Source organism: Pseudomonas sp. S1(2024), from assembly GCF_046557535.1.
On the sequence record NZ_JBKGFP010000090.1, the window covers coordinates 45,016 to 58,256 of the forward strand.

General features: G+C 65.6%; 6 protein-coding genes and 1 rRNA gene. All 7 read right to left on the reverse strand.

Going from position 1 to position 13,241, the window contains the following annotated elements; translation table 11 throughout:
• Positions 1–1,105: 1,105 nt before the first annotated feature.
• Positions 1,106–1,597, reverse strand: a complete 492-nt coding sequence (locus ACLCGK_RS24970; RefSeq protein ID WP_410953174.1) for an OmpA family protein — start codon at positions 1,595–1,597, stop codon at positions 1,106–1,108.
• A gap of 4 nt (positions 1,598–1,601) precedes the next feature.
• Positions 1,602–2,873: a diguanylate cyclase domain-containing protein gene (locus ACLCGK_RS24975; protein WP_123085737.1), complete on the reverse strand. Its 1,272-nt coding sequence runs from the start codon at positions 2,871–2,873 to the stop codon at positions 1,602–1,604.
• Positions 2,870–3,436 carry a YfiR family protein gene (locus ACLCGK_RS24980; RefSeq protein WP_410953175.1) on the reverse strand — a complete coding sequence of 189 codons (567 nt, stop codon included), beginning with the start codon at positions 3,434–3,436 and terminating at the stop codon, positions 2,870–2,872. Before ACLCGK_RS24980 ends, ACLCGK_RS24975 begins: the two co-directional genes overlap by 4 nt.
• Before the next feature lie 190 nt (positions 3,437–3,626).
• On the reverse strand, positions 3,627–5,711 hold the full coding sequence (gene recD / locus ACLCGK_RS24985; protein ID WP_410953176.1) for an exodeoxyribonuclease V subunit alpha: 2,085 nt from the start codon (positions 5,709–5,711) through the stop codon (positions 3,627–3,629).
• On the reverse strand, positions 5,708–9,385 hold the full coding sequence (recB, locus tag ACLCGK_RS24990) for an exodeoxyribonuclease V subunit beta (protein WP_410953177.1): 3,678 nt from the start codon (positions 9,383–9,385) through the stop codon (positions 5,708–5,710). The genes recD and recB overlap by 4 nt, the downstream gene beginning before the upstream one ends.
• Positions 9,382–12,864 (reverse strand): exodeoxyribonuclease V subunit gamma, encoded by a 3,483-nt coding sequence (gene recC / locus ACLCGK_RS24995; RefSeq protein ID WP_410953178.1) that lies wholly within the window; start codon positions 12,862–12,864, stop codon positions 9,382–9,384. The genes recB and recC overlap by 4 nt, the downstream gene beginning before the upstream one ends.
• Positions 12,865–13,140: 276 nt before the next feature.
• Positions 13,141–13,241, reverse strand: a 5S ribosomal RNA gene (rrf, locus tag ACLCGK_RS25000); the annotation flags it as partial.

Genomic DNA, 13,241 nt, shown 5'->3' on the forward strand with positions numbered 1-13,241 from the left:
CAACCGCCATGAGCGGTGCGAATTCATGAATTTCGGGGTCTCAAGCCCGGTCACCTGGAAAGGCGACCCAAGGACGTTATCTCAGGAGGACTTCCCCGCCTATGTGGCGGCTTCTGACTGGCGTGTAGGATAATTCGCCATGTGAGGTGAACTGAAGCAATTGGCTTCAGGTTCGGAAATTTCTTACAGGCAGATGGCCCTGGCGAGGGCTGCGCCCTCGATCGCAGGCAAGCCAGCTCCCACAAGATCTGCGCTGGATTCAAGACAGGCGCTGTAACTGTGGGAGCCGGCTTGCCGGCGATCACCGGCACAGCCGGTGCCAGGCACCGCGTTGCCTGCTTCGCGGGCTTGCCCGCTCCCACAGGTACTGTGCTGGATTCAAGACAGGTGCTGTAACTGTGGGAGCCGACTTGCCGGCGAACACCGGCGCAGCCGGTGCCAGTCACCGAGTCGCCTGCTTCGCGGGCTTGCCCGCTCCCACAGGCACTGTGCTGGATTCAAGACAGGTGCTGTAACTGTGGGAGCCGGCTTGCCGGCGAACACCGGCGCAGCCGGTGCCAGTCACCGAGTCGCCTGCTTCGCGGGCTTGCCCGCTCCCACAGGCACTGTGCTGGATTCAAGACAGGTGCTGTACCTGTGGGAGCCGGCTTGCCGGCGATCACCGGCACAGCCGGTGCCAGACACCGAGTCGCCTGCTTCGCGGGCTTGCCCGCTCCCACAGGTACTGTGCTGGATTCAAGACAGGTGCTGTAACTGTGGGAGCCGGCTTGCCGGCGAACACCGGAACAGCCGGTGCCAGACACCGAGTCGCCTGCTTCGCGGGCTTGCCCGCTCCCACAGGCACTGTGCTGGATTCAAGACAGGTGCTGTACCTGTGGGATCCGGCTTGCCGGCGAACACCGGCACAGCCGATTCCAGCACCGAGTCGCCTGCTTCGCGGGCTTGCCCGCTCCCACAGGTACTGTGCTGGATTCAAGACAGGTGCTGTAACTGTGGGAGCCGGCTTGCCGGCGAACACCGGCGCAGCCGGTGCCAGGCAACGCGTTGCCTGCTTCGCGGGCAAGCCCGCCCCTACACGCGGATATGCTGGCCTGGGAGGCTGTGGTCAGTAGGAAGCCACCACAATGGACACCCGCCGGTTCTCGGTGCGCCCGGCGCTGGTGCGGTTGTTCGCCACCGGCTGGCTGCTGCCCAGCCCGCGGGACTGGATGTTCTGCGCCGGCATGCCTACCCCGACCAGCGCCTTGGCAACGCTCTGTGCGCGGCGCTCGGACAGCTGCTGGTTATATGCCGCCTTGCCGGACGAGTCGGCATGCCCATCCACCCGCACCCCCTGGATGCCAACGCCGAGCAGCGACTTGCCAATACGCTCGACAATCGCCTGGCTCTGGCTGTTGAGGTTGTCCAGGTCGCTGCCGAACAGCACCTTGCCGGACAAATCGTAGGCCCAGCCTTCGTCGGTCGGGGTAAAGCCTTCACGCTTGAGCACAGCAATCTGCTCGGCGGACAGGCCTTTGGGCGGAGCGCTCTGGCAGCCGGTCAGCGCCAGCACGGCGAGCAACAATGCCCAAAGGGGGAAACGCAAAGCCTGTATCACGGGTTCAACTCCTGTTCTTGATTTCGCTGGCGGACCGTTCCGTCTGCGCCACCTGCCAATGGCCACGGCGTTTGCGCTTGGCCTGGTACATCGCCGCATCAGCGGCATTCAGAAGACTGACGGGGTCGGCGCCGTCATCCGGGTAATAGGCAATACCGACACTCAACGAGGTGGCGATACTGCGACCGCTGTCCAGCTGCACCGGCAACTTCATGCTGGCAACGATCTTCTCGGCAATGTGCTCGGCGTCCTGGCGCGAATGCAAAGGCGTCAGCAGCACGGCGAACTCATCGCCACCCAGGCGCGCCACAAGGTCGTGCTCGCGCAGTTGGGCACGAACGCGGTCGGCCACGCTGATCAGCACTTCGTCGCCCACCGCATGGCCGAGGGTGTCGTTGATCTGCTTGAAGTGGTCACTGTCGAGGAACAGCAGCGCCAGGTGATCCTGCTGCCGTTCTGCATTGCGCACGCTGCGGCTCAGGCGCCCTTCGAAGAAGGCGCGGTTGGGCAAGCCGGTCAGGCTGTCATGGCTGGCCTGGTGGGCCAGGGTCTGGTTTTCGTTCTGCAGGTGGCTGTGCCATACCTCCAGCTCATCCAGCAGCGCGTTGAAGTCATTGCCCAGTTCGTTGAGCTCGGCAATCGGCGCCTCCGGCACGCGCCGGTCGAAACTGCGCTCGCGGCGGGCGGCGTGGGCAACACTGGCCAGGCCACGCAGCGGGCGAACGATATCGCTTAGCAGACGCCGCGACAGGTACTGGGCAGCCAGGGCGCTGAGCACCGTGCAGAACAGGATGCCGGCCAGCCCGCTGAACAAGAACAGCAACAGGCTTCGCCCCTGGCCAACCAGCTCGATGCGCCCGACCTGCTGTTGCTGGTGCGTGATCGGCAGGTTGATCGGCTCATCCAGCAAGGCGGTGGCCACCTGCGCCTCCAGCCGCGCGAGCACGCCGGTATCGCTGCGCTGCCAATGCGCCAGCTGCTCGCCTTCGTTGTTGAAGACCCTGGCTTCGGCCACTTCCTCGGTACTGGCGATCAGCGCCAGCGATTCATTGGCGGCAGCGCTGTCGTCAAACACCACCGCCGCTTCCACGGTGTAGCTGATCGAGCGGGCGATCAGGTGCAGGTTGTCGTTGGCGTAGACACGCAGGGCGAGCACGCCCAGCAGGGTCAGGGATATGCCGGCAAGGCCCACGGCGAGCAAGGCGACGCTGAGGTGGCCACGGCCCAGCACCGAGCGCAGGGTCGGGCGCACGCCGCGCTTGCGGGTTGGTTTCATGGTTGCACCGCCCGGCGCCGCGACAATTGCAGCACGCTGGGATGAATGTGCACGCCGGAGCGTGCCACCGAGTCCAGGTTGACTTCAAAGGCTACCTGTTGGTCGCTGACCCGCAAGCAGAACAGGCTACCGACCGTGCACGGGTCGTCTGCCTCGCTGATGCTCAGCACCGGGTGGCCACTGACGCGCTCGAACAGCCGGTCGCGCTGGCCCTGGTCGAGTTTGCCAATGTAGATGGCGTCGCAGGCCTGGGCGACCTGGCTATCGTCTGCCAGCAGCCGCCGCACCTGCAGCGGTCGGCCAGACTCCTGCACATGGCCTTTGATCAGGTCATCGGCGTATTCGGTCGGGCCGACCAGGCACAGGCGCAAGGGCGAAGGTTCGACGGGCCAGCGGGCGTAGCTGAAGATGCCCAGCACCACCTGGGTGACGGTCTTGGCACGTTGCTGCGCCTGGGCGGCAGTTATGGCGGGGTCTGCCTGGGCCGGGCCTGCGGAAAGGAACAGGGCGGCCAGCAATAGCGAAAGCACACAGCTCGTCACTCGCCTTGCGGCCGCTTTCATGTGGGAAATCTCTTAAGGCCCTTTCCGATATCGGCGCAACGATAGCACATGGCCGCATCAATGTAGGTACGAGCAGCTTTGTGCATGGGGATTGATGGCCCCATCGCCGGCAAGCCAGCTCCCACAAGGACTCCACAGCCCTTGAAAACTGCGCTGCACCTGTGGGAGCTGGCTTGCCAGCGATAGGGCCTTATCGGTCCTCCACCTGCTCCCGCATCAACCCGGAAATACGCCGCACCTTGCGCGCCACCGCCTCTTCGAAAATACCCTGGCGAGGCTCGACCAGGCTGAAGCAATGCTTGGCGCGGGTGATGCCGGTGTATACCAGTTCCTTGGTCAGCACCGGGTTGAGCGCATCCGGCAGCACCAGCGCGGTGTGGCTGAACTCCGAGCCTTGGGACTTGTGCACGGTCATGGCGAATACCGTTTCCACTTCGTTCAGCCGGCTGGGCAGGACGAAGCGCACGCCCCCACTGCCGTCGTTACGCGGGAAGGCCACGCGTAGCAAGGGTTCGCCGTGCTCATCCGGCAGGCGCAGGGCGATGCCGATGTCACCGTTCATCAGGCCCAGGCCGTAGTCATTGCGGGTGACCAGCACCGGCCGCCCTTCGTACCAGGGCTGCTGGCTGTCGATCAGCCCGGCATTGTGCAGTACCCGCGCCACCCGCTCGTTGAGGCCTTCGACACCCCAGGCGCCGCGGCGTACCGCACACAGCAGTTGGAAGTCTTCGAAGCTGTGCAGCACCTTGCCCGCCCATTGCTCCCACGCGGGGTCGTCAACGGCGGTATCGAGTGCCGGGCGAAAACGGCCAAGGGTACGCAGGTAGCTGCGATAACCCTGCGGGCCGTCGCTGCCGCGGTTCAGGCCGTCGAGCAGCAGGCGGTCGAAGGCGCGGTCCTGTTCGTGCTTCAGGGCCAGGCTATGCACATCGGGCGGCGGCGTGGCCAGCAGGTTGCGGGCCGCGTGGGAGTCCTGGCGATTGACCAGCCGGGCCAGTTGGCCAATGCCGCTACCTTCGCCAAAACGCCGCGAGAAGCGCAGCATCACCACTTGCTGGGCAAGCGGATTACGTTGCTCATCGCCGGCCTTGAGGCCGCTGCCCGCCAGCGATTCGCCACCGGTCTGCTCCAGCCATGCCTCGGTCTCTGGCGAGTAACACCCCTCCTCGGCATCCCGGCACAGGTCACCTAGTACCGCACCGGCCTCGACGGAGGCCAGCTGGTCCTTGTCGCCCAGCAGTACCAGGCGTGCCCGTGGCGGCAGGGCATCGAGCAGGTTGGCCATCATTTCCAGGTCGATCATCGACGCTTCGTCGACCACCAGCACGTCCAACGGCAGCGGGTTGCCGGCATGGTGGCGGAAGTGCCGCGAACCGGGGCGGCTGCCGAGCAGGCGGTGCACGGTGCTGACCTCGGTGGGGATCTGCCCGCGCACCTGGGCGCTGACCTGCAGGCGCTCGACCTGCTGGCCAATGGATTCGGTCAGGCGCGCGGCCGCCTTGCCGGTCGGCGCGGCCAGGCGAATGCGCAATGGCCTGCCCTGCTCCACCGCCGGCGCCTGCAGCAAGGCCAAAAGGCGTACCACGGTGGTTGTCTTGCCCGTGCCGGGGCCGCCGGTGATGATGCTGAAGCCTGCGCGGGTGGCAAGAGCGCAGGCGAGCTTCTGCCAGTCCACCTGGCCAGCCGGCGTACCACCGTCAAACAGCTGCGCCAGGCGGCCACGCAAGTCGGCCGGGGGCGCTTCGGACTGGGTCAGGCGCTGGCGAAGTGTATGGTCGATGCGCCGCTCGTAACTCCAGTAACGGCGCAAGTACAGGCGCTCTCCGCTGAGCACCAGAGGCCGCGCTTGCTGCCCCGAAGTATCGCCGGCGGCCACTAGCGGACTGGCGGCAATGCGCTGGCGCCAGGCGTGCAGGTCGAGTTCGGCGAGCAACTGCGAAGGCAGCAGCAAGGGGCCGGTCAAGGCGTCGCCTTCAGGCGGCAAGGACAGGGCGAAATCGGGCTCGGCCAGGGTCTGCTGCAGGTCGAGGCAGACATGGCCGTGGCCCAGTTGGTGGCTGGCCAGGGCGGCGGCCAGCAACAGCAGTGGGTCACTACCGGGGGCTAGCTCCTCCAGGAATGATACGAACGCTCGGTCCAGGGCACGCAGCCAGCCGCGCTCTACCCAGCGGTCGAGCAGTTGCAGCAGGTCACCGCTGTCATGCTGTGGCGCCAATGCAAGCAGGTGCTCGGCGTGCAGCGGGGTGGGCAACAGGTCGACTAGGCTTCGGCTCATATCACGGCTCCGGCAAACAGGTCCTGCTGCACGGGCGGGTGCTCACCACGGAACAGCGCATCGAGGCTTTCGATCAGCTCACGCGGTGGCTTGGCGTGGTAAACGCCGTGGCCGCTGCTGCTGGCACCTCGCAGGAAGATGAACAGGGCGCCGCCGACATGGCGGTCGTAATCGTAGTCAGGCAGGCGGGCGCGCAACTGGCGATGCAGGGCCAGCAGGTACAGCACGTACTGCAGGTCGTAGCGATGCTCGAGGATGGCCTTTTCCATGGCCTGGGCATCGTAGGCCTGGATATCCGGGCCCAGCCAGTTGGACTTGTAGTCGGTCACGTAGTAACGCCCGTCCAGCTCGAAGGCCAGGTCGATGAAACCTTTGAACATGCCATTGAGCACGGTCGGCTGCGCCGCCGGGCGGGCCAGGCCGGGGTGGGTGTGGCGTGCCACCAGGCGGTCGAGTTGTTCGGCATCGACCTGGTGGCTGGCGAACCAGAACTCCATTTCGATCTGGTAGTGGCGCAGCTGCCCGAGCGTTACACCGAGGTGGTTGCCCGGCAACGGCAGCGCTTCGCCCAGCAGGCGCTGCAGCCAGTGCGTCAGGGTGGGAATCCAGCCGGTCCAGTCGCGACGGTTGCAGCGCTGGCCAACGGTTCGCTCGATCAGCCGTGCATTGCCGCTGACCTGGCTGAAGCCCTCGCGGCCAACCCATTCCAGCAAGCCATGCAGGAAGGTGCCGGGGTTGGGACCGCGCGGGAAGCGGTGAATATCGCCACTGTCGGCCGGGACCTCGCGCAGCACCTGGGTATCGACCACTTCATCATCCAGTAACTGCTGGGTCTGGGAGCTGTCGGCACCGAGGGTCTGGTCGCCGACGCGCAGGGCACTGTACGAGGCAATCCACCAATGCTCGGCGCCCGCCGCGCGGCGCGGTTTGCGGGCCGGTAGCAGCTCATGCTCGGCGTGCGGCATGCGATACACCTGCTCATCTGCCGGCGGCAGGCTCGGGCAAGAGATGTGCGGGCAGGTCTTGGCCAAGGCCTGCAACCAGTCCGTCAGTTGCTGCGAGCCCGGCAGGGCGAGGCCGCCTCCCAGCAGGTAGCCGAACGCCGAGCGGTGCAGTTGCGAGCTCTTCTGATTGCCCCGCTTGAGGTCGGCGACACCCAGCCAGCAGGCATGCTGGGCGCGGGTCAGGGCCACGTAGAGCAGGCGCAGGTCTTCGGCCAGGCGCTCGTCGTCGGCGCGGTCGATCTGTTCCTGGTCTGGTGTGAGGGTGAGATGGGCGTTGCCCTGGCTATCATGCCAGGCCAGCGGCAGGCGGCTGCCGTCCACCGGTTTGCTGGTGCAGATGAACGGCAGGTAGACCAAGGGGTATTCCAGGCCCTTGGATTTGTGGATGGTCACCACTTTCACCAACTGCTCGTCACTCTCCAGGCGCAGGATCTGCTCTTCACCAGCCTGGCCGGAACTGGCCAGGTGCTCGGCCAGGTGGCGAATCAGCGCCTGTTCACCGTCCAACTCGCCGGCGGCCTGTTGCAGCAGTTCGGCCAGGTGCAGCAGGTTGGTCAGCACCCGCTCGCCATCGCTGCGGCGGATCAGCGTGCGCGGCAGCTGGAAGTCATGCAGCAGGTGCCGCAGCATCGGCAACACGCCTTGGCGCTGCCAGGTGTCGCGGTAACGGCGAAAACGCATGACCCAGTCTTCCCAGACCCGCTCGTCCTGGTTCAGGCGGTCCAGCGCAGCCAGCGACAGATCGAGGGTAAGGCTGGCCAGGGCGGCCTTGAGCAGGCGCTCCGAGTCGGGTTCGGCACAGGCCTTTAGCCAGGCCAACAGGTCGTGGGCTTCCTGGGCGGCGAATACCGAGTCCTTGTCGGACAGGTACACACTACGCACCTCGCGCGCGGCAAGCTCGGCGCGGACCATCTGCGCTTCATGGCCATCGCGCACCAGGATGGCGATGTCCGATGGCAGGCACGGGCGCAGTTCGCCCTCGGCATTCTGGAAACCAGCCGTGCCTTGCTGGCCGCCATTGAGCAAGGCGACGATATGGCTGGCGCAACTGGCTGCCAGCTGCTGCCGGTAAACGCTGCCGGAGACCGGCTCTTCGCTTTCCAGATGCCAGCATTGCAGGGCTGCGCAGGCTTCACCGTCGATCAACAGCTGTTCGCCACGGCCTTTGGCGCGGACCTCGATGAACGGCAGCGGGTTGTCATCAGCCTCGCGGAACAGGAATGCGCCACGCCCTGCCTCACGCGCCTCGGCCTGCAGGAACACCTGGTTGACCGCCGCGACCATGGCCTTGCTGGAGCGGTAGTTGGTGTCCAGGCTGTGCAGGCGACCACTGGTGGCACGGCGGGCAGCAAGGTAGGTGTAGATGTCGGCGCCACGGAAGGCATAGATCGCCTGCTTGGGGTCGCCGATCATGAACAGGCCGGTTTCGGCGCGGTTTTCGCTGATCTGGTAGATGCGCTCGAAGATGCCGTACTGCACCGGGTCGGTGTCCTGGAACTCATCGATCAACGCCACCGGGAACTGTTCGCGGATCAAGCCGGCCAAGCGCTCGCCAGCCTCGCTGGCCAGGGCGTGCTGCAGGCGCAGGAGCATGTCGTCGAACCCCATTTCCGCACGCCGACGCTTCTCCACTTCGAAGCGTGCCGATACCCAGTTGGCGGCATGCTCGAGCAATTGGGCATCCGGGCTGTCCAGGGCCTGCAACTGTTGCTGCAAGCTCTGCATGGCATTGAGGGCGGGGTGCTCGGGTGGCTCGCCCTTCCAGGCTTCGGCCATGCCCGCTGGGGTCAGGCGGGTAAAGCCGGTGCCCAGGTCAAGTTCCACCAGTTGTTCGTCTGCGGCCCAGGCGCAGAGTTTGTCGAACCAGGGCTCGAAGTAACGGGCCTGCATCTTGCGGCCATCGACCTGTTTGGCGGCCAGTGCATCACGGCAGATCTGGCGCAACTCCTCGGCCCATTGCGCCCAAGGCGCCTTGAGCCGGGCCAACTGCTCGCCACGCTGCTGCAGCGATGCCTGGATCAGTGCCGCCGGCTCGGGCCCATCGTGCTGGACGCGCACGCGACCGAACAGCGGGCGGATCCGCGGCAGCAAGGCGTCGGGGCTGCCCCAGTGGCCACGCACCCAGGCCAGCGCGTCGCCTTGCATGCCGTAGCAGAAGCGCCGCCAGTAGTCGCGCATGACCTGACCCAGCAGTTCGCTGTGGTCGGTTTCCAGGGTCTGGGTGAACAGGCTGCCGCTGTCGAAGGCATGTTCGCGCAGCATGCGCTGGCACCAACCGTGGATGGTCGATACCGCTGCCTCGTCCATCCACTGCACGGCGATTTCCAGGCGCCCGGCACAACCTGGCCAGGTTTCTTCCGGGTAATCGTCACGCAGCTGATGCAGCAGCGGGTCGGCCGCCTCCAGCTCGCCACGGAAGAACCGCGCAGCTTCGGCCAGGCGGGCGCGGATACGTTCGCGCAGCTCTTTGGTGGCGGCGTCGGTGAAGGTCACCACGAGGATCTGCGGTGGTAGCAGCTCGCGGTTGAAGCCCTGCTCGCCACCGTGACCGAGGATCAGACGCAGGTACAGCGCCGAAATGGTGAAGGTCTTGCCCGTGCCGGCGCTGGCCTCGATCAGCTGGCTGCCATGCAGGGGGAAACTCAGTGCCAGGGGACGGTCCTGGGTCATGCGCCTTTCTCCGGGTTGCCCAGGGTCTGCCACGGGGCGTTGAACAATGGGCGGTACAAGGCTTCGCACCAGCCTTCGAAGGTTTCATCAGCGGTGAGTGCGGCAAAGTCGCGGAACTGCCGGGCCAGGGCGATGCTTTCACTGCGCTCGCCGAAGCTGGTGCGCTCGTCGCCTTCGTAGGCGCGGGCAGCGGCAGCCAGGGCTTTGTCGCTATCGTCCTGGGCCAGCCAGGCGAACGCGGTCTTGGCCGCGACCGGCAACGGCGCATTCATCGCCGCCTGGCGGGCTACCAGCAGGTCGCCCAGCAATTGCGCCGCCTGCACTTGCGGCAGTGGCGCAAGCAGCAGGGTCAGGTCGCTGGCCACCAGCGCGCTGTTATAGGGGTAGCCCGCCGCGCAGGCCGCCAGGTGCGTGACCCAGGGCGCGATCAGGCGGTGCCACTTGAGGGCGTTACGCCCAGCACTGATGGTGTTGGGTACGGTGGTGATGCTGAGCAGGCTCTGGTCATCCGCCTGGAACACCCGCCCCAGCCAGCCTTCGAGGCGATGCTGGCCGTGCTCGAAATGCACTGGCAATGCCCCCTCGACCAGCTGCGGCCAGCGTTGCAATAGCTGGCGGTGGCGTTGCAGCAGGTCTGGCAGGGGCTCGATCAGCTCGCGCTGCAGCAGTTCGCCAAAGCCGGCCAGTGGCAGCACGCCACAGGCCTGCAAGCGCCGGGCCTGGGCCTGCAGGGCCTGTTCGGGATTGTCCGGCTCGGCCAGCGCTGCACCCAGCAGGCTTTCACTGGCGCCGTACCGTTGCAGGGTATCGAGGACGAAGGGTTCCTCGTCCGGGGTCGGTGCCTCCAGCGCTTCGAAGTACACCTTCAGACGCTGGCTGAAGAAATGCCGCACCGGGTGGCGCAGGAAGTCATTCAGCTGGGTCAGGCTCAAGGCCTCATCGTCATGGTATGGCGGCAGGCCGGGGTCAGCCTGCTGGTCCTCCTGGCCCTGCTGGTGCAACACCTGCCATTCGTGGGCAAAACTGAACAGCGGGCTGCCCTTCTGGAAGTAGCGTGAACTGAACGGTTGCAGCGGGTGCTCCTGGGTCAGTGCGTGCAGCAGTTGCTCGCCCGGTTCTGCTGGCTGCCCCTGCTCCGCGCCTGCCAGCTGCCAGCCGGCTGCAAGGTGATCGCGCAACTGGCCGATGAGCACCGAGGCCGGGCGTTCGCTGTTGTCGCGAATGCTGCGCCCGACCCAGCTGACATACAGCTGGTCGCGGGCCGACAACAATGCTTCGAGCAGCAGGTAGCGGTCATCCTCGCGGCGCGAGCGGTCACCGGGGCGGTAGTCGCTGGCCATCAGGTCGAAGTCCAGCGGCTGCTGAGCGCGGGGGTAATCGCCATCGTTCATGCCCAGAAGGCAGACCACCCGGAACGGGATGGCGCGCATCGGCATGAGGGTACAGAAGTTCACCGAGCCGGCGAGGAAGCGCTGGGACAACTTGCCCTGGTCGAGGCCCGACAGCCATGCTTCGCGCACCACGGTCAGCGGCAATGGGTCTTGCAGGCCGACGGCCTCACACACCTCAAGCCAGCTATCACGCAGATCCTGCAACTGCATCAGCAGGAACTCGTCGCGCTCGCCCTCGGCCAGGAAAAACACTTGCAGCAATGCATGCAGGCGTTCCCCCCACTGGCTGACAGTGGCAGGCTCGGACAAGGCCTGGCCGGCCACTTCGAGGGCGTCGAGCAAGGCGACCAGCGGGCCGATGAGCGCCGCATCCAGGCCACCGATTTCATCGTAGGGTTCGATGCCGTCACAGGCCTCACCCACGCCGACGGCATAACCCAGCAGCATGCGCCGCAGGCCGAACCGCCAGCTGTTCTGTTCCAGCCCAGCGGGCAAGCCCAGGCTAGCCCGCTGCTCGGCATTGAGGCCCCAGCGGATGCCGGCCCCCTCGATCCAGCGGTGCAGCGTGGGCAGGTCGTTTTCGCGTATGCCGAAACGGGCGCGGACTGCCGGCACATCCAGCAGGTCGAGCACTTCGCTGACCGCGAAGCGGCTGTCCGGCAGCTTGAGTAGGTGTTCGAGGGCAATCAGCAAGGGTTCGCGGCCACGTTGGCCCTGGTCGGTCAGGGTGAACGGGATGTAGCGCGGATCGTTGCGCTGCAACTGGCCGAATACGGCGCGAATATGCGGCGCGTAGGTATCGATGGCCGGCAGCATGACGATCACGTCACGTGGGCGCAGGGTTGGGTCTGCGCTGAACCGGGCCAGTAGCTGATCGTGAAGGATCTCCACTTCGCGTTGCGGGCTATGGGCGATGTGGAAGCGGATCGAGCGGTCCTTCGCTGGGTCGACTGGATGCCACTGCTCACGAGTTTCGGCGAGCGGACGCAGTTCAAGGATGTCGTCCTGCAACTGGTTGAGCAGCGTAGTGGGCGAGCCCTCACTGAATAGGTCGATGCGACCGTCGCTGAACACGCCCTGGTAACTGCTGGGGTCATCGTAGCTGTCGAGCAGGTTGATGTAATCGCGGCCTTGTTTGCCCCAGGCGGCCAGCAAAGGGTGGGCATGCTGGTGCAGCGACTGGTCGTCCAGTTGCAAGGGCATGCCCTGCTTGCGTTGCTGGCGCTTGTACTGGTGGCGCAGCAGGTCCTTGTCGGCAACGATATCGGCCCAGTGGTGGCGGCAGGGGTTGTGCACGCACAGCAGCACCTGGCTGAAGCGTGCCAGGCCGGCCAGTGCCTCGAGGGCCTGGGCTGGCAGCGATGAGATACCGAATACGATCACCCGGGCCGGCAGACCGGCAGGTGCCTGCTCCAGGCTGTTGATCCGTTCGATGAAGCGTTGATGTACGCCGGCACGGCTCTGCGCCATGCCCTGCTCACCAACATCCTCCAGCAATGCACGCCACAACTCGGCCTGCCAGCGGTTGCCCGGGGGCAGCGCCTTGCGTTCACCGCGGGCGGTGTTGAGGATGTGCTCGCCAGCGGCCCAGTCCTTGAGCCAGTCGGCGCGGTAGACCTGATACTGGTCAAACAGGTCGGCCAGGCGCTCGGCGAGCTGATAGCGCTTGCGCAGGTCGCTGTCGTCGGTGAGAAAGCGTCGCAACGGCTCGAAATGCGGGCGTTCGATCAAGGCCGGGAGCAGACGCATCAGACGCCAGGTCAGCGGTGCCTTGTCGAGCAGGGAGACTTCGGGAATTTCGTCACGGCCCAGCACGCTGCGGTAAAGCTGCCACATGAAGCTGCCTGGCAGTTGCACATCGATGGCGGCGGCGATGCCACAGCCGCCCTGGTCATCGTCCTGAGGGTCTTCGGCAAGCGCCAGTTTGAGCCATTGGGCGATGCCATTGCTTTGCACCAAGGCGATTTCGTTCTCCAGAGGTGCCAAGGGATAGCGACGCATCCAGCTCACCACCAAGCTGCGCAGGTCGTCGAGGCGGTTGCCGTGGACGATCATGAAGCCGGGGTGAAGCTGGGTGGTGTTGGGCATCGGGAGGTCTCTGGCTGGCGCTGGGGGCTGAGGGGGCACGATATCACGCGGATGCCCGAAAGGGCCGAGTGCCATCAGGCTGACGCGATCGGTGTGGGCGGGCAAGTCGAGGCGTCGAACCGCCGCGAAACAGACGACGCGGTGTATGGCACCGGCTTCGCCGGTGTTCGCGGGCGCGCCCGCTCCCACAGAGGAAGGTTGTGCAGGCCTGGGACTTATTGGCCAGAAAGACAAAACCCCTACCTGCATGCGCAGATAGGGGTTTTGCGAAATGAATCTTGACGATGACCTACTCTCACATGGGGAAACCCCACACTACCATCGGCGATGCATCGTTTCACTGCTGAGTTCGGGATGGGATCAGGTGGTTCCAATGC

Excerpts from the sequence above, each read along its gene's own strand:
- recC (WP_410953178.1), bottom strand. The coding sequence starts at position 12,864 with ATGCCCAACACCACCCAGCTTCACCCCGGCTTCATGATCGTCCACGGC.
- ACLCGK_RS24975 (WP_123085737.1), bottom strand. The coding sequence starts at position 2,873 with ATGAAACCAACCCGCAAGCGCGGCGTGCGCCCGACCCTGCGCTCGGTG.
- ACLCGK_RS24980 (WP_410953175.1), bottom strand. The coding sequence starts at position 3,436 with ATGAAAGCGGCCGCAAGGCGAGTGACGAGCTGTGTGCTTTCGCTATTG.
- recB (WP_410953177.1), bottom strand. The coding sequence starts at position 9,385 with ATGACCCAGGACCGTCCCCTGGCACTGAGTTTCCCCCTGCATGGCAGC.
- recD (WP_410953176.1), bottom strand. The coding sequence starts at position 5,711 with ATGAGCCGAAGCCTAGTCGACCTGTTGCCCACCCCGCTGCACGCCGAG.